We start from the raw sequence: 17,044 nt of genomic DNA on the forward strand, positions 1-17,044 counted from the left end.
CGCGTGATTTCGTTCAAAATCAAGGTTTGCTTCCGCGAACTGTTGAAAAATACAACACCTGTTGAATAATTCAACATGGGTATAACATGCACATTATCAGTATTGAAGGTTGTATTCTCAAAATGACTGTTGAAAAATACAACACTTTGTTTTGCTTTTAAAATGGCAAATAAGTGTATAATGTGCAGAAAGTCAATGAGTTAAATTGTTTGGTATCATAGTTGGATTAAGCGTTTTTAGCTGGAAAAGAATCTGTAAAAAGGATTCAAGGCCTGTAAAAAAACGATAAAATTAATTCAACAATGAGAACCAGGATTTTAACGACCGTAGTGCTGCTCCTGCTAATAGTTAGCGGTGCGAGAAGCCAAAACGCCGAAAACCAGGCGATAAATGATCAGGTAAAGATTTTTACAACTCTCGAAATGCGTAACCTCACTGAGGTATGGATCGATAAATATCGGCAAACCAACACCGATTTTAACTTTGAACTTACTCCTGTTAGCCGTGCTGAAATCAACAGCAAGATTGAAGGAGACAATTCGATTGCCATTGTTATGCAGCAAGCTGATGTTTCGTCAAATATTGGTGAAATGTGGCAGCTGACGCTGGGGCGCGAAGTGGTGGTAACGGTTTTTAATAAAGCTAATCCATTGGCAAAAGAGCTTGCCGAAACAGGAGTTTCTGTTAATAAACTGGCAACAGTTTTTCAGAACAACAACAAAAACTGGGGCACATTAGCGGGCAATGAAAATCATAAACCTGTTAATTTTTATGTGCTGGATGAGCCGGAAGTAAAAGTGTCGGTAGCAAAGTTTTTGGAAGTTGATCTAACTGAAATCAACACATTAGAATCGCTGTCGCAAGCCAATTTTCTAAAAGCTGTAAAAAACGATGTAAATGCCATTGGATTTTGCAGGTTGTCGGCGATTACTGATTTGGATCAACAGGATTTTGCTGAAAATATCGCGTTACTTCCAATCGACCGAAACAAAAACGGACGGCTGGATTATTACGAAAATATTTACGCCAGTTCGGAACAGTTTGAGCGGTCGGTTTGGATCGGGAAATATCCGCATTCGATGATATACAATATATATGCAGTTTCTTCTGCTTTCCCCGAAAATGCTGAAATAAACAACTTTTTGAGTTGGATTACTTCTTCGGGCCAAGTATTAGTTGCGCAGAATGGATTTACAGAATTGGTTCATTCGGAAAAACAATCGAATCTCGAAAAGCTAACTCCTCCGGTTTTAATGGCCGAATACGAAACGGCAAGCACAAGATCCACAGCGTTCTTCCGAATTGTTGTCGCTTTTTTGGGGGTTCTCGTGGTGTTTTTTGTTGTTCGCCATTTCATCCGCAAACAAAAGGCGAAAGCCCCGCTACTTAATAAAACAAGGTACGTGAAGCTATTAAACGAAGCCTCTCTCGATTTCCCAAATGGCTTGTATTTCGATAAAACGCATACCTGGGTTTTTATGGAAGAAGGTGGCCGGGTAAAAATGGGAGTCGATGATTTCATTTCGAATGTTACCGGCGATTATACCCGCCTTATCATGAAAAGTCCGGGCGAAAAAGTAAAACGAATGGAGCCGGTGGTCACGCTGATCCGAAAAGGAAAACAAATTACGCTGAATTCTCCGGTTTCGGGAACGGTAAAAGAGATCAATGAAAGTTTGGTTGCCGATCCGTTTATCATTAATAATGAGCCTTATGGCGAAGGTTGGGTGTATAAAATCGAGCCATCGAACTGGCTTCGGGAAACGCAGTTTTTTAAAATGGGAAATAGCTATCGCGAGTGGATAATTGGAGAGTTCAGTCGGCTGAAAGATTTCCTGGCATGCTCGCTCAATATCATGAATCTGGAAGAGGGAAAACCGGCCTTTCAGGAAGGTGGTGAACTCATGTTGCATCCGTTGAAAGACCTTGATCCCAAGGTGTGGGAAGACTTTCAGAACTATTTTATCAATACTGCTGATACGCACTAATTACCTAATAAACATTTTAAGTAACAAACCATGAGTATAAACAGAAGAAGTTTCTTCAAGGCATTGGGAGTAACGGGAGCTACATTTGTTTTCGGGAAAGAAGCACCGGCTAGACCCGCCAACGAAGAAGTGACAGAATTCAAAGCCATTTTGTACGATTCTACAAAATGTATTGGTTGCCAAACCTGTGAGTTTTCGTGTGCCGAAGCGCATAATTTGCCCGAGCCGGAAGATTTTCCGGAAATGGGTGTTGTGCGAAAAACCGATGAAAACCGGCGTACTGTTGTAAATTCTTACGATACTTCGATTGGCGAAGTGTACGTAAAACGCCAGTGTATGCACTGTAATGACCCAGCCTGCGGAGCAGCTTGTTTAACGCAGGCGATGCACAAAACCAAGGAGGGGCCGGTAATTTGGCGCGAAGACAAATGTATGGGCTGCCGTTATTGTATGGTTTCCTGTCCGTTTGATGTGCCGAAGTTTGAATATGATAGTCCGAACCCAAAAATTACAAAATGTAACATGTGTTTCGAGCGGCAGGAAGAAGGGAAATTGCCGGCCTGTGTGGAAAACTGCCCGGGAGAGGCGCTACTATTTGGCACCCGGCGCGAATTAATTGCTGAGGCGCGTCGAAGGATCAGCGAAAATCCGGATGTTTATTACGATCATATTTATGGCGAAACCGAAGCCGGAGGAACTTCATTTTTGTATTTGTCTCCTGTTCCTTTTGAAGAAATCGGTTTTAATACCGGCATTCAAAAAGCTTCGTATCCATCGTTAACCAAAGGATTTTTGTACAGTGTTCCTGCAGTATTTGTGCTGTGGCCCATGATGTTGCTGGGAATTCAGGACGCCACAAAAGATAAACAACCTAAAACTGAAGATCATGAATAATACCATAAGCGTACCTTTAAGCGAAGAAAAAAAGAGCCGTTGGAAATTTTTCCTTGGAGAGCTAAAACCCAAAGGGAAAATGTTTACCTGGTTCAACGTTATTTCCATACCGATAATGCTACTCGGTCTTGGGTTGATCGTTATCCGTTTTTGGAAAGGAATCGGATCGATTACCAACCTCACACAAGAAGTGCCATGGGGATTGTGGATCGGTTTCGATGTAGTAACCGGAGTTGCTTTTGCCGGCGGTGCATATGTGGTAACCTTCATGGTTTATATCCTGAATATGAAAAGCTATCGTTCCATTGTAAGGGTAACCGTGTTAAATGGATTTTTGGCCTACGTATTTTATGCAGGTGCTTTGCTGCTCGATCTGGGGCGTCCGTGGAATGTTATCAACCCGATAATCGGTAACGGATTCGGAACCAGCTCAGTACTGTTTTTGGTGGCCTGGCATTTTCTGCTGTATATGCTGGCCGAATTAATCGAATTTTCGCCAGCCATTGCCGAGTGGCTTGGTGCAAAAAGAGCCTGTAAAATCCTTTCAGGAATGACTTTGGCAGCTGTGATCTTTGGCATCACTTTGTCAACACTTCACCAATCTGGACTGGGAGCTTTGTATCTGATGGCAAAGGAAAAAATTCACACGCTGTGGTACTCCGAGTTTATACCCATCCTGTTTTTTGTATCAAGTATTTTTGCCGGCTTGTCGATGGTGATTTTCGAAGGATCGATTACGCACAAAGTTTTTAGTGATCAGATCAGCGAAAAGAACCACGAGCAGCATCACAAAATTCTTCGTGGATTATCGAAGGTTTGCACAGGCGCATTGTTTGCCTACTTTTTCCTGCAGGTACTGGTGTTTGTTCACAGCAAAAACTGGGATTACCTGAGTACGCCGATGGGCTATTGGTACCTAACCGAAATGCTCGGTTTTGTGCTACTTCCCATGCTGCTTTTTTATTATAGTTACCGAAACAACAATATTACGCTCATTAAAGTGGCATCGGTAATTACCATGCTGGGTGTTATTGTTAACCGTCTGAATGTTACGGTGATCGGTTTCCGCTGGGATGCTGCCGTGCACTACGTTCCGTCGTGGATGGAAATTGTGGTTACCATGGCCGTTATTTTTACCGAAATATGGATTTTCCGCTGGGTGATCAACCGTTTACCGGTGTTGCGCGAATCGCCGTCGTGGGCAAAAAATATGCATTAACATTTAAAAGCGAACAAAATGGAAGGATTTACATATTCAAATCTGTTTGATACAAAAGGAATCGAATACATTGTAGTTATCATATTTCTTTTGTTGCTGATCCCTTTCTGGGTGATCGTGAACCGAAAAAGCGAAGTCGTTCAGCATATTCAGCAAGGCATTCGCGTTCTTACTACCAACTTTTTGCGTATTCCGAAAGGTTTGTTTTTCAGCCCGAATCACACCTGGATGTATTTGGAGAAATCGGGGCAGGCAAAAATCGGACTGGATGATTTTCTGCAAAATGTGCTGGGAGAAATTTCAATACTTCATCTGAAATCGACCGGTGATACGGTAAAAAAAGGCGAAGTGCTTGCGATAATCGAGCAGGGAGGAAAACAACTGCGTGTTCACTCGCCGTTGTCCGGAGAAATTGTGGCGGCGAATGTGCCCTTGGAAGATGCTGTGTCCGGCACGAATGAACTCGAAGCTGGATGGTTATATTCAATCGTTCCGGCCAGTTGGCAAAAAGAAACTTCGGGATTTTTATTGGGTGCCGAAGCTGCAAACTGGTTTACCGACGAGATAACACGCCTAAAGGATTTTTTGAATATCAATCTGGCGCGGCAGGCAGGCGTTTCCACCGTTTTGGCTTTTCAGGAAGGTGGTGAACTGGAACCTAATCCGCTGGAAAAAATGGACGCCGGTATTTGGGATGAATTTCAAAATGAATTTATGGAGGAGCAGCGCTGATTAGTGAAAGTTTTTGTTAATCATTTGTTCTTTTTCGTACCTTGGAGGTTTCTTATAAAAAAACCGATTGACTGACTCGTGATGAATAAAAACGATGATAATAGTACAACTACGTCCGGCCGGAAACAGCGGGATTCCTTTCCAAAATTTATACGGCGTTACCTGAGTTTTCGTTCGTCGATTTATGCCCGGGTAATTTATATAATTGCTATACTTTCGTTGTTTTTGTTTATCTCTTACAGCCTCATTTTTAGGTCGGTTTACGAAGGATATCTACGCACTGTTATTCGCCAGCAGGGAGATAATATAGGGTCGATTGTTGAAGGGTCGCTTTATTATTCAATGTTGAAAAACGATAAAAGTGCCCTGCAAAGTACGCTCGATATTATCAATTCCATGCCGGGTATCGACGAGGTAAACATGTACGATAATGCCGATAGTTTGGTGTATTCTACTTCGATTGTTGCCGACTCGCTGATGAGAAACGGCCCCAACTGCATGAGTTGTCACGATAACTTCTCCGACTTGTTTCCCACAAAGCAGAAAGCGTATCGCATCATCGATTTTAAAAGTCCTTGCAACATCGAGCAAAACGATAAAGGGCACCGGCAACTGTTGGTGCGAACGCCCATTTTAAACGAACGATCGTGTTATGTGAGTGCTTGTCACGCACATAGTCAGAATGAAGAAATATTGGGGTCGCTGATCATTAAAGTACCTTTGTCGGAGCTTGATTCGGCCGTTAACAAATCCTCCACGGAATTCTTTTTACTGGCCATTATTGTAACCATAATTCTGGTTTCGCTGCTTATATTTTTTACCAAGAATAAGATTCAGAAACCGTTGAACGAAATTATTGTTGCCAGTGAGGAAGTGTCGAAAGGCGACCGTAGCCGCCGCCTTGAAATTAAACCATACCTCTTGGAAGATATGCGTTCTGTATCGCTGGCATTTAATAATATGCTCGATAACCTGGATGCTGCCAACCGCGAGCTGGAAAACTGGTCGCATCAGTTGGAATACAAAGTGCAGCGAAAATCGGAAGAGTTGGCTGAAATTCAAAATGAGTTGATTCATATTGAGCGGATTACATCGCTGGGTAAATTGTCCTCGTCGGTAGCTCACGAAATCAATAATCCGCTTTCCGGAATTTTGACTTACAGCAAGTTGGTAGCCAAAAAACTGGCGAAACTCGATTTACCCGATGATTCAAAAGACTCGATGCTGAAACATCTGAAAGTGATTGAAAACGAATCAAAACGTTGTGGTAGTATCGTTCGGGGACTGCTTGATTTCTCACGAAAAGATCAGGAGAATTTTGAACAACATTCCTTGAATCATATTCTTAAAGAATCGTACACCTTAATGGCGCATCAAATGCACATTGCCGGCATTCATTTTTATACCGATTTTGCGGCAACATCCGATCTGATTCTTTGTAACGATAACCAGATAAAACAGGTGTGCGTGGCCTTGTTGGTTAACGCGCAGGAAGCGGTTACTACCAATGCCGAGGTGCTGATAAAAACATCGAACCCTGATGCGGAACACATAAAAATGGACATTATCGACAACGGAGTTGGAATTGCCAAAGAAGACATTTCGCGCATTTTTCAGCCGTTTTATTCGGCTAAACAACGCGCCAGCGGAATAGGATTAGGATTAGCTATTGTTCACGGAATTGTGCAAAGCCACAAAGGTAAAATCGAGGTGGTTTCGGAACCCGGAAAAGGAACGACAATGTCGGTTGTATTTAATTTGATAACCAAAGAAGATCAGTGATATGAAGACAAGCATTTCCATATTAATAGTTGACGATGAGGAATCGGTTAGGGATTCGCTCTATAACTGGTTTATTGAGGATGGATACGAGGTTGACAGCGCCGCCAACGCCAAAGAAGCGCTCTCGAAAATCGAGTCGGGAAATTTTGATATTATACTGGCCGATATTAAAATGCCCGGGATGGACGGACTGGAAATGCACCGGCGCATTAAAGAATTCGACAGCGCCGCCATTGTAATTGTAATGACTGCTTTTGCATCGGTTGAAACGGCCGTTCAGGCATTAAAGGACGGTGCTTTCGATTATATAACCAAACCTTTCGATCCGGATGATCTGTCTCACCTGATCCGGAATGCAGCACGGCAAATCTCGCTGCGAAGTGAAAATGAAACACTCAAAAATAAAATTGTAACGCTGGAGAATATCGAAGATATTGTGGGCAACAGCGAAAGTATGATCCGCGTGTTAAAAGAGGTTGAAAATGTGGCGGCATCAAGTTCGTCGGTAATTATTACGGGCGAAAGCGGAACAGGGAAGGAGTTGATTGCACATGCCATTCATTCCAATTCGCCGCGTAAGTTTTTCCCGATGGTTACCGTTCATTGTGGTGCCTTGTCGGAAGATTTGCTGGAGAGCGAGTTATTCGGGCACGAAAAAGGTGCGTTTACCGGGGCGATGTTCAACCGCAAAGGTCGTTTTGAAATGGCCGACGGAGGTACCATTTTTCTGGATGAAATTGCAACCATTTCGATGAAAATGCAGGTGGAACTTTTGCGCGTGCTCGAATCGAAAACCTTTACCCGCGTGGGTGGAAACAAAGAGATAAAATCGGATTTCCGGATTATTTGCGCAACCAACAAAGACCTGAAAAAAATGGTTGCCGACGGTTCGTTTCGCGAGGATCTATATTACCGGTTAAATGTGGTGAATATTGCCATTCCGCCACTCCGTGATAGAAAAGAAGACATCCCGATGTTAGTAAGCTATTTCATTAAAAAATACTGCACTTCCATGAGCCGCGATTTGATCACCATCGATCAGGCTGCTTTGCAACGGCTCGAAGAATATAATTACCCCGGCAATGTTCGTGAGCTGGAAAACATGATCGAACGTGCAATAGTTGTTGGAAACGGGAAGGAGATCCGTTTGAAAGATCTTCCGCTGGAAACCGATAGCGTTACCGATTCGAACGACAGTTTGGATGAACTGGAGAAAAAATACATTCAGAAAACGCTGGAAAAATACGATTGGAACATCAGTCGCTCGGCTAAGGTTCTTCAGATCGACCGGGTAACTCTGTACAATAAAATTAAAAAGTATCAGCTTAGTTCACCCAAAAATTAGTGGGTTGCTGAGCTTTGATAAACACGCGTAAACGGCTGGTTAGCGCAATTAAAACACTTAATTTTTTGAAAGAAAAAGGGATAACGCTGGTTGTTCAGGGCAAGTTCGAAAAGAGGGTTCTCGACCAAATGACCTGGGACATAGAAGTCGCCTTTGGGTGGCCGGTTTCGGTTGTGCCTTTTACCCACGATATTCTCCCTTATTTCGATGCTGCTCGAAAACAATACGACGCCAATCGTTTACTGGATTTGGTTCATCGTGAGTATTCAGCCAACTCTGTAAAGACCATCGGGCTTTTCCAGGTCGATATTTTTATTCCCATTTTAACCTACATTTTTGGGCAGGCTCAACATAACGGAAGCACCGGAATTGCCTCCCTTTATCGCCTACGAAATCAACAATACGGGATGAAAGGAAACGAAAGACTTTTGTACGATCGGTTCCGAAAAGTAGTGATCCATGAGTTGGGGCATGCGTTTGGGCTCATTCATTGCCACGTGCCGGTTTGCGTTATGCGCCCCGGAACTTATGTGGAAGACATCGACCAAAAAAAGCCGCAGTTTTGCAATAAATGCAGGGAGGAATTGGAGGCTTCACTTGATTCTATCTGACTTGGTTTGATTCAGTAGTTCTTGAACGCAGATTACGCAGATTTTGCAGATTTACCTAAGGATGTCATCTTTTTGAAAAGATGACATCCTTTTCTAATTCCCAATGTGAGTTTCATCTACATTCCCATTGCATTTCCGGCGATGTCAATTATTTGTTCAAATTGCTGCATATTTTGCAAATCGAGCGTTCCTGTAATGTAAATGATCATGCTGTTACTGATCAGTAGAAATTCATTCTCATCTTTACCGTCTTTTTTGTAAAACGATATTTTCGAGCGTTGGTCTCTTTGCGTCATCAGTCGCGTATAATCTTTTAGGTTGGCATTCTCCATAAATATATTGTAGAATTCTTCGCCCAACTGCATGCGGTTTCCACCGCCCGGCTGAATCATTTTTAGTTGATGTAACTGGCTAAGGTATTCTTTATACTCAGGACCAATTTCCCTTGATTCCGACATCATTTTAAACATGTCTTTTGTTACCTCGAAATAAGAGGCATCCTCACGATTGTCGATTAGTTTAAAGGCCTGATCGATATTTTTGTTTCCATCTTGTGCCAGGCTGCAGAAACTAATAAATAGAAAAAATAAGATGAATTTTGTTCTCATGATTAATTGATTTTAAGATCTTTAATTGGATTATCAAATTGGATATCTAAATTTCTCAACGATTCTACTTCACTGAGTGGAGCGTTGATTCGTTTTGCGTTTTCAAGATTGCCAAGGCAAGTGTTCATTTCTTTCGAGAACTGATACAAAGCCAGCTTGGTATTTTCCTGTAGCTCGGCTAACTCATTTTCTGTTAATGTGATTTGTTTTTCGTTGCGGGTATGATTTAAACCAACAACAACCAAACTCACCACCAGTAGAATTGAGGCCGCATAGGCGAACAATCGTTTTGGTTGCAGAAAACGTTGTTTTTTATGTTGTTCTAATTTTTCGAACGGATTAAAGTCCGGTACTTCTGCATTTATCCGGTCGTTCAATTGTTGGTACGATTGGATAAACTCCTGTTCCAACGAATTTTCATTTTCGCTTGCGCTGAAATCTTTCAGATCGAAATCTTCATCAAGAAAGTGTTTTGATTTTTTGCTACACATTTGCTAACTCCTCCTTAAAAATTTCAAATAATTTTTTTCTTCCTCTCGAAACATGTACCCGAATTGTATTCGCGCTTTGTTCCATAATATCACCTACTTCTTCGTAGTCCAGTCCCTGAAAATCTTTTAACTCTATTGCCATTCGTTGCTGATCGGGTAATTGGTGTAATTCCTGTTTCAGCTTTTCTACCAGGTCAATGGCATCAAACCGTGTTTCTTCCTGCGCTTCGTGAACGTTTGCCAACAGGTAATTTTGGTGGTGTTTTTGTTTTCGCAGCACATCGAAACAATGGTTTTTAACCGTATTCATACAATAGCTTTCCAGGTTTTTCGCATTGTCGAGCAAACGCCTGTTTTTCCACAACTTCAGCACCACCTCCTGAACGGCATCCTGCGCGTCGTTGCTGTCTTTTAGTATGCTGGCGGCAAACCTGAACAGTTTGTCTTTGTGTTGTATTATCAGTTTTTCAAAATCGCTGCTTGTCATGCTTTTTAGGCTCTTGCTTTTATGAATTACGTTCGAATGCCGATTTCATAACACGCTAAGGTAAAAAAATGCAATCATTGTGTAGTATTCCTTGCGCGGATAGCTGATTTTTAGTGCTTTGTGTGCCCCGATATTAAATTTAAATATAAGAAGCACTTTATTCATAGGTATGCTGACATTACACTGCAAAACTTTCTTACATTTGCGCGCCGATTCCGGAATAAGGTTTTGAGGTCATAAATAATTGATTGAAAACAAATAATGAGATTCGGTGTTGGTAAATTGGATTAGAAAAAAGTAAAATGACAGAAATCAGAAACATTGCAATTATTGCACACGTTGACCACGGTAAAACTACTTTGGTTGACCGAATACTTCACCAGGTAAAATTGTTCCGCGAAAACCAGGAGGTTCAGGAACTTTTACTGGATAACAACGATCTGGAACGTGAGCGTGGAATTACCATTCTTTCGAAAAACGTTTCGGTGCGCTACAAAGACACCAAAATTAACATCATCGATACACCTGGGCACAGCGACTTTGGTGGCGAGGTGGAGCGTGTATTGAACATGGCCGACGGTGTTTTATTGATTGTTGATGCTTTTGAAGGACCAATGCCACAAACCCGTTTTGTGCTGCAAAAAGCCATCGAACTGGGATTAAAACCAATGGTGGTGGTTAACAAAGTTGATAAAGAAAACTGTACACCCGAAATTGCTCAGGAGAAAGTTTTCGACCTGATGTTCAGCCTTGATGCTACTGAAGAGCAGTTGGACTTCCCAACCGTTTACGGATCGGCAAAAGCAGGATGGATGGGACCGGATTGGCAAACTCCAACTGAAGATGTTGTTTATTTGCTCGATCAGATTTTGGAACATATTCCGGCGTCGCAAGCCAAAGAAGGAACTGTGCAAATGCGCATTACTTCGCTTGATTATTCATCGTACACCGGCCGTATTGCTGTAGGAAAAGTTACCCGCGGCGAGTTGGTTCCGGGATCGAGAGTTTCGCTGGTAAAACGCGATGGAAGCATTATAAAATCGGTAGCAAAAGAGTGCTACTTGTTTGAAGGACTCGGAAAAGAAAAAACAAAAGATCCGGTTCCGTGTGGCGAAATTTGTGCCGTACTCGGCCTGGAAGGATTTGATATTGGCGATACTGTTGCCGACGCTGAAGAGCCTGAAGGTTTAACACCGATCCAAGTGGATGAGCCGACAATGAGTATGACATTTGTGTCGAATAACTCACCATTTTTTGGACGCGACGGTAAGTTTGTAACTTCCCGCCAAGTGCGCGACCGCCTGTTCAAAGAAACCGAAAAGAACCTGGCATTGCGCGTTGAAGAAACCGATTCGGCAGATTCATTCCGTGTTTATGGTCGTGGAATTCTTCACTTGTCGATTCTGATTGAAACCATGCGTCGCGAGGGGTACGAAATTCAGGTAGGTCAGCCACAGGTAATTGTTAAAGAAATTGATGGTGTAAAATGTGAGCCGATCGAGGCCTTAACCGTTCAGGTTCCTGATGAATTTTCGGGAAAAGTAATTGAATTGGTTACTGCCCGTAAAGGCGATATTGCAAATATTGAAGTTAAAGACGAACGTGCACATTTGGAGTTTTATATTCCATCGCGCGGTTTGATCGGCCTACGTAACCAAATGCTTACAGCAACCGAAGGTGAAGCTATTATGGCGCACCGCCTGAAAGGTTACGAACCTTGGAAAGGCGAGCTGGGCGTAAAACGAAACGGTGCTTTGATTTCGCTGGAAACAGGAACTTCAATTGCTTATTCGATTGATAAAATGCAGGATCGCGGACGTTTCTTTGTTGAGCCGGGAGACGAAGTTTATGCCGGTCAGGTAATTGGTGAATATACCCGCCAGGATGATTTGACCATCAATATTATACGTACCAAAAAGATGTCGAACATGCGTTCTTCAGGTGCTGATGAAAAAACATCGATTGCTCCGGCTATCAAATTTTCGTTGGAAGAGGCAATGGAATACATCCGCAACGACGAGTACATTGAGGTTACACCAAATTTTATGCGTATCCGTAAAATTTACCTCGATGAGCATGAACGTAAACGCCGTGCAAAAATGATCAGCGAATAAAACAGATCAAAAAATATAGAAAGGCAGGTTGATATCAATCTGCCTTTTTTTGTGTAGTCTGTTCTATATATAGATTTTATTGACCCCACCTAGCCTCCCCAAAGGGGAGGAATTATCCCCCTTTGGGGGATTATAGGGGGTCTTGGATGTCGGATTTGTAAGAAAACAAAATTGTGTCCAATTGTTACTTATTCCCAAAAACAGCTAATTCAATCAAATCATTCACTGCCGTTTTTACAATTCACACATATGTTTTAATCCCATTTTCTGGCGTGCCGAATTGTTAATAATTTCTAAACCAATCCTAAACATATCTTACTATTTAGATAGCTGATAAATTACTTGTAAGCATTGCTAATGTGTGCTTTTGGTTCTATTTTTAGGAGCAAAACTTAACTGTAAAGTCATGATCAGAAAATGTTTATTTCTTGCTTCGGCACTGCTTTTTTCAACAATAATTTTATTCGCCCAGGAGCCAACTGTTTGGCGCGGCCAAAATAACGGAGTTTACCCGGAAACGGGCTTATTAAAAGAGTGGCCGGCTAATGGTCCTGAAATTTTGTGGACTGCTGAAGGATTAGGTGAAGGACACTCGTCGCCGGTTTTTGCCAACGATAAAATTTATTTGTCGACCATGATCGATGGCGAAGGTTTTATCTTCATTTTCTCGCAAACCGGGGAAGTAATCAAGAAGGTTTCGTACGGAAAAGAATTTACTGAAAGTTATCCGGGAGCGCGCTCGTCGGTTGTAGTGGCAGGCGATTTGATGTACATCTACAGCGGATTCGGAATTCTAACTTGCATGGACTCAGAAACCGGAGATGTAAAATGGCGCAAGAGCGCATTCGAAGATTTTGATGGTGCAAATATTCGTTGGGGTGTAACAGAAACTGTTCTGATTGACGGCGATGTTTTGTATTTAACTCCCGGCGGAAAGAAAAACAATATGGTGGCGCTGAATCGTACCACTGGCGACCTGATCTGGACTTCAGCTGGTAAAGGCGAATTATCAGCCTATTGCACACCGCTGCTGGTGGAGCTTCCGGCGCGGAAATTATTAGTTACTCACACTGCCGATCATATTATCGGTGTTGATGCCAAAAACGGACAGTTGTTGTGGGATTATCCACACACCAACCGCTGGAGCGTTCATCCGAATACACCGCTTTTCTACAACGGTGATCTGTTTTGTTTTAGCGGTTACGGTAAAGGTGGCGTAAAACTTGAGCTTAGCGACGATGGCAGCAGCGTTACCCAACAGTGGGATAAAGTGGAGCTCGACAGCCGCATGGGAGGAATGGTTGTGGTTGACGGATATATGTACGGATCGGGCGATAACGCGCGCGAATGGCGTTGTGTAGACTGGGAAACTGGCGAAGAAAAATACGTTTCAAAAGATATAGCAAAAGGCGTTACCATTTATGCTGACGGAATGTTGTATTGCTACAGCGAACGTGGCGAATTAGCACTGGTTAAATCTACACCCGAAGGTTTCAATATCGTTAGCCAAACAAAAGTTGAACTGGGAACAGCCCAACACTGGGCACACCCGGTAATCAACAATGGCCGCCTGTTTGTGCGCCATGGTGATGTGCTCATTGCCTACAAAATAAAATAGAAACGTGCACAGAAAAAAGGATGTTTGCAAGGTAAACATCCTTTTTTAGCCTGTATTTGTCGCATGTTTTTGACGACCAAAAGCTCAAAAACTATATTTGAGAAAAAATCATGAACGATAACCAATTACCAATATTTTTCCGCTACCGCTTTTTATGGCACCTCTTGTTTTGGGTGGTTGTTTTTATTGGCTATTGGCTCACCTACGGCGGATATCTCGATCATTATTACGCGGAATTTATCATCGGTCTCACGCTGTTACCCGCACGAATCATCGGAACTTACACGATGATTTATTTGATTTTGCCTTTTGCTTTGGAGAAAAAGAAGTTCGTAACATTTGGCGTCCTTACTTTAATTCATGCGCTGCTGTTTGGCTTCCTGATTTACATGTCGTACTACTTCCCGAATTTATTTCCTGAGTTTTTCGATTACTCACAGTTGCCGCTGTTTTACGTACCTAAAATTCTGAGTAAGATTATTTCTAACTACGGAATTCCGGTGTTGGCAGCCTTTATAATTGTATTTAAAAAGTGGTACATCGACGAGCTAAAGAATAAAAAACTGGCAGAAGAAAAGCTGGAGGCCGAATTGAATTTCCTGAAGTCACAGGTTCATCCGCATTTTCTTTTTAATACGCTGAATAACCTTTATGCACTCACATTGATCAAATCGGAAAAGACTCCTGATATTGTTTTGAAACTCTCGGGTTTGCTCGATTATATGATCTACAAAAGCAACGACGATTTTGTTCCGCTAAAAGAAGAAATTCAGATTATTGAAAGTTATGTGGAATTGGAAAGCATGCGCTACAATAATCGCCTCGACCTCAAATATAATGTTGACGGAGAAGTTGACCACCATAGGATTGCGCCGCTGATTTTATTGCCATTTATTGAAAATGCATTTAAACATGGCGCCAGCAAAGACCGTAAAAATCCGAAGGTAGACATCGATATTAAGATTGACGAAAAATGCCTGACTTTGCAGGTGACGAATTCAATCCATCCCGAGAAGGAAAAGGAAGAAAAACTGAATGAGGGAATAGGATTGAAAAATGTGCGCCGGCGTTTGGAGCTGCTTTATCCAAAATCGCATAAATTGACGATTGATAAACAGGATACGAAATTTGAGATTAACCTAAAAGTGTGCTGGACCAATGAGTAAAACAAGGTGCATGATAGTTGATGATGAACCGCTTGCGATTGAAGTGTTGAAATCGCATATTCAAAAGCTGGATTCGTTGGAAATTGTTGGGTCTTGTGCCGATGCCATTGAAGCTTTCGATTTCCTAAAATCGCACAATGTCGACCTGGTTTTTCTCGATATCAATATGCCGGAAATGAAAGGAACCGACCTGGTTAAAACCCTGAAAAATCCGCCGGCCATTGTTTTTACTACTGCCTATCGCGAGTACGCCATTGAAAGTTACGACCTGAATGTGTTGGATTACCTGTTGAAACCCATTTCGTTTGAGCGCTTTTTACAGGCGGTGGAAAAATACAATCAGCAAAATCTGTTGATAGAAGAAGTTTCATTACATAAAAACAACGGTGATTCAGAATACATTTATCTACGCGAAAAAAACGTGATTCATAAAATACCGGTTACCGAAATAGTGTATGTGGAGAGTTTTGGCGATTACCTGAAATTGCACACACCTGACAGGGAAATCAACAGTCGCTGTACCATGTCGGCGCTCGAAAAAGCACTGCCCGATAAAAGTTTTATCCGGGTGCATCGCTCATTTTTGGTAGCTGTTAGTCGCATTACTAGTTTTAGCCCGGTAATGGTGGCAGTTGGCGACAAAGAGTTCCCGATAGGAACGCGGTACCGTGAAAAGACCTTTGAAAAACTCGATTACAATTCATTCTTAAACAAATAAACCATGAAGATTGCACTAACACTTTTAATTACCGCATTTACTTTTTCGTTAAGCGCACAGGTTACGCAGTGGCGCGGACCAAACCGAGACGGGCATTTCACCGAGACTGGTTTGCTGAAACAGTGGCCCGAAGATGGACCTGAATTGCTAATGAAAGTTGAAAAAATTGGAAAAGGATATTCGTCGGCAATTGCCGAAGGAGATATGATTTACACCACCGGAATGATCGACACGCTCGATTACCTGACCGCGATCAATCCTGACGGTTCGTTTAAATACCAGGTGTCGTACGGATTGTCGTGGAAAAATTCGTATCCCGACACACGATGCTCGCCGGTAATTGATGGCGACCGTATTTATGTACAAAGTGGAATGGGGCAAGTTGCCTGTATAAATAAAGAAACCGGTGAAGAAATCTGGGCTAAGGAAGTTGATAAAGACTATGAAACCGATTATCATGTTTGGGGAAATTCAGAAACTCCTCTTATTCTTGATAATATGGTAATTTGTACACCGGGCGGAGACAAAACCAGTGTTGTTGCACTTGATAAAATGACCGGAGAAGCGATCTGGCAAAGCGAGTCGGTTGGTGGAGCACGCGGTTATGCATCGGCAACGGTTTACGAGCTTAACGGTAAACGTTATATTTTGGCTGTTACCGCAAAAGAAATTCTGGCATTGGTACCTGAAACCGGCGAAGTTGCCTGGCATTACCGACATTTCGATCCGGAAAAGTGGACGTGGCAGGAAAATGGTATGATCTGGACAAATACTCCGCTGGTTAAAGGCGACGAAGTGTTCATATCAATGGGTTACAATTACGATGCAGCCATGTTGAAAATTGGTGCCGATGGCAATTCTGTTTCAAAGAAATACACCAACACTGTGCTTGATAATCATCATGGCGGACTTGTATTGGCCGACGGTTATGTTTACGGATCGAACTGGGAGAATAACAGCAAAGGAAACTGGGTTTGTATGGACTGGGAAACCGGTGACATAAAATACGAAACCGAATGGGATTCGAAAGGTTCGGTGGTGATGGCCGACGGATTATTATATTGCTACAACGAGCGCGGAAATGTTGGCTTGGTAAAACCAACTCCTGAAGGTTTTGAAGTGATCAGCAAGTTTAAAAATACCGAGGGTGCCGGACCGCATTGGGCGCATCCGTTTATCGCAAATGGCAAGCTGTATATTCGCCATGGCGAGGTGTTAATGATGTACAATATTAAAGCTTAACCCGGCGTTAACTCAAGTTTGCAGCAAAA

The 17,044-nt window shown here is 42.4% G+C and carries 15 protein-coding genes; 12 read left to right on the forward strand and 3 right to left on the reverse strand.

From position 1 onward, the window contains the following. Positions 1 to 302 precede the first annotated feature (302 nt). The 7 genes from QZ576_RS02875 (at position 303) to QZ576_RS02905 (ending at position 8,571) form a co-directional block, all read left to right on the forward strand. On the forward strand, positions 303 to 1,988 hold the full coding sequence (locus QZ576_RS02875) for a hypothetical protein (protein WP_297093891.1): 1,686 nt from the start codon (positions 303 to 305) through the stop codon (positions 1,986 to 1,988). Positions 1,989 to 2,018: 30 nt separating this feature from the next. Beyond that, the gene (locus QZ576_RS02880; RefSeq protein WP_297093892.1) at positions 2,019 to 2,882 is read left to right on the forward strand and encodes a 4Fe-4S dicluster domain-containing protein; all 864 of its coding nucleotides are present in this window, start codon (positions 2,019 to 2,021) and stop codon (positions 2,880 to 2,882) included. Further along, positions 2,875 to 4,101 carry an NrfD/PsrC family molybdoenzyme membrane anchor subunit gene (gene nrfD, locus QZ576_RS02885; RefSeq protein WP_297093893.1) on the forward strand — a complete coding sequence of 409 codons (1,227 nt, stop codon included), beginning with the start codon at positions 2,875 to 2,877 and terminating at the stop codon, positions 4,099 to 4,101. Before QZ576_RS02880 ends, nrfD begins: the two co-directional genes overlap by 8 nt. Positions 4,102 to 4,119: 18 nt before the next feature. After that, on the forward strand, positions 4,120 to 4,833 hold the full coding sequence (locus QZ576_RS02890; protein WP_297093894.1) for a hypothetical protein: 714 nt from the start codon (positions 4,120 to 4,122) through the stop codon (positions 4,831 to 4,833). A gap of 81 nt (positions 4,834 to 4,914) precedes the next feature. Further along, a complete protein-coding gene (locus tag QZ576_RS02895; RefSeq protein WP_297093895.1) occupies positions 4,915 to 6,615 on the forward strand; it encodes an ATP-binding protein in 1,701 nt (566 codons plus the stop codon). 1 nt (position 6,616) lies between these two features. Beyond that, positions 6,617 to 7,960, forward strand: a complete 1,344-nt coding sequence (locus QZ576_RS02900; RefSeq protein WP_297093896.1) for a sigma-54 dependent transcriptional regulator — start codon at positions 6,617 to 6,619, stop codon at positions 7,958 to 7,960. A 65-nt stretch (positions 7,961 to 8,025) separates the two neighbouring features. Further along, positions 8,026 to 8,571, forward strand: coding sequence for an archaemetzincin family Zn-dependent metalloprotease (locus QZ576_RS02905; RefSeq protein ID WP_297093897.1), 546 nt, complete (start codon positions 8,026 to 8,028; stop codon positions 8,569 to 8,571). 116 nt (positions 8,572 to 8,687) lie between these two features. Here the strand turns inward: QZ576_RS02905 and QZ576_RS02910 are convergent, their stop codons facing one another. From QZ576_RS02910 to QZ576_RS02920, 3 genes are read right to left on the reverse strand one after another with little or no spacing between them, the layout of a single operon-like run. Beyond that, positions 8,688 to 9,179 carry a DUF4252 domain-containing protein gene (locus QZ576_RS02910; RefSeq protein ID WP_297093898.1) on the reverse strand — a complete coding sequence of 164 codons (492 nt, stop codon included), beginning with the start codon at positions 9,177 to 9,179 and terminating at the stop codon, positions 8,688 to 8,690. 2 nt (positions 9,180 to 9,181) lie between these two features. Continuing rightward, entirely contained in the window at positions 9,182 to 9,670 is a 489-nt protein-coding gene (locus QZ576_RS02915; RefSeq protein ID WP_297093899.1) for a hypothetical protein, read from the reverse strand. After that, a complete protein-coding gene (locus tag QZ576_RS02920; protein WP_297093900.1) occupies positions 9,663 to 10,157 on the reverse strand; it encodes an RNA polymerase sigma factor in 495 nt (164 codons plus the stop codon). The genes QZ576_RS02915 and QZ576_RS02920 overlap by 8 nt, the downstream gene beginning before the upstream one ends. Positions 10,158 to 10,459: 302 nt before the next feature. Here QZ576_RS02920 and typA point away from each other — a divergent pair, with 302 nt between their 5' ends. The 5 genes from typA to QZ576_RS02945 all read left to right on the forward strand — a co-directional run bounded on the left by typA (position 10,460) and on the right by QZ576_RS02945 (position 17,015). After that, positions 10,460 to 12,271 (forward strand): translational GTPase TypA, encoded by a 1,812-nt coding sequence (typA, locus tag QZ576_RS02925; RefSeq protein ID WP_297093901.1) that lies wholly within the window; start codon positions 10,460 to 10,462, stop codon positions 12,269 to 12,271. 406 nt (positions 12,272 to 12,677) lie between these two features. Continuing rightward, entirely contained in the window at positions 12,678 to 13,889 is a 1,212-nt protein-coding gene (locus QZ576_RS02930) for a PQQ-binding-like beta-propeller repeat protein (RefSeq protein ID WP_297093902.1), read from the forward strand. A gap of 110 nt (positions 13,890 to 13,999) precedes the next feature. Then, complete coding sequence (locus QZ576_RS02935; protein WP_297093903.1) at positions 14,000 to 15,055, forward strand: sensor histidine kinase; 1,056 nt, start codon at positions 14,000 to 14,002, stop codon at positions 15,053 to 15,055. Positions 15,056 to 15,065: 10 nt separating this feature from the next. Then, on the forward strand, positions 15,066 to 15,773 hold the full coding sequence (locus QZ576_RS02940; RefSeq protein WP_297093904.1) for a LytTR family DNA-binding domain-containing protein: 708 nt from the start codon (positions 15,066 to 15,068) through the stop codon (positions 15,771 to 15,773). A gap of 3 nt (positions 15,774 to 15,776) precedes the next feature. After that, positions 15,777 to 17,015 (forward strand): PQQ-binding-like beta-propeller repeat protein, encoded by a 1,239-nt coding sequence (locus QZ576_RS02945; RefSeq protein WP_297093905.1) that lies wholly within the window; start codon positions 15,777 to 15,779, stop codon positions 17,013 to 17,015. Positions 17,016 to 17,044 lie beyond the last annotated feature (29 nt).

The organism is uncultured Draconibacterium sp. (assembly GCF_913060805.1).
Classification (GTDB): domain Bacteria; phylum Bacteroidota; class Bacteroidia; order Bacteroidales; family Prolixibacteraceae; genus Draconibacterium.

Coding starts and splice junctions, on each gene's coding strand:
- QZ576_RS02930 (WP_297093902.1), top strand. CDS start 12,678: ATGATCAGAAAATGTTTATTTCTTGCTTCGGCACTGCTTTTTTCAACA.
- QZ576_RS02915 (WP_297093899.1), bottom strand. CDS start 9,670: ATGTGTAGCAAAAAATCAAAACACTTTCTTGATGAAGATTTCGATCTG.
- QZ576_RS02935 (WP_297093903.1), top strand. CDS start 14,000: ATGAACGATAACCAATTACCAATATTTTTCCGCTACCGCTTTTTATGG.
- QZ576_RS02940 (WP_297093904.1), top strand. CDS start 15,066: ATGATAGTTGATGATGAACCGCTTGCGATTGAAGTGTTGAAATCGCAT.
- QZ576_RS02945 (WP_297093905.1), top strand. CDS start 15,777: ATGAAGATTGCACTAACACTTTTAATTACCGCATTTACTTTTTCGTTA.
- QZ576_RS02920 (WP_297093900.1), bottom strand. CDS start 10,157: ATGACAAGCAGCGATTTTGAAAAACTGATAATACAACACAAAGACAAA.
- QZ576_RS02890 (WP_297093894.1), top strand. CDS start 4,120: ATGGAAGGATTTACATATTCAAATCTGTTTGATACAAAAGGAATCGAA.
- typA (WP_297093901.1), top strand. CDS start 10,460: ATGACAGAAATCAGAAACATTGCAATTATTGCACACGTTGACCACGGT.
- QZ576_RS02900 (WP_297093896.1), top strand. CDS start 6,617: ATGAAGACAAGCATTTCCATATTAATAGTTGACGATGAGGAATCGGTT.
- nrfD (WP_297093893.1), top strand. CDS start 2,875: ATGAATAATACCATAAGCGTACCTTTAAGCGAAGAAAAAAAGAGCCGT.
- QZ576_RS02895 (WP_297093895.1), top strand. CDS start 4,915: ATGAATAAAAACGATGATAATAGTACAACTACGTCCGGCCGGAAACAG.
- QZ576_RS02875 (WP_297093891.1), top strand. CDS start 303: ATGAGAACCAGGATTTTAACGACCGTAGTGCTGCTCCTGCTAATAGTT.
- QZ576_RS02910 (WP_297093898.1), bottom strand. CDS start 9,179: ATGAGAACAAAATTCATCTTATTTTTTCTATTTATTAGTTTCTGCAGC.
- QZ576_RS02880 (WP_297093892.1), top strand. CDS start 2,019: ATGAGTATAAACAGAAGAAGTTTCTTCAAGGCATTGGGAGTAACGGGA.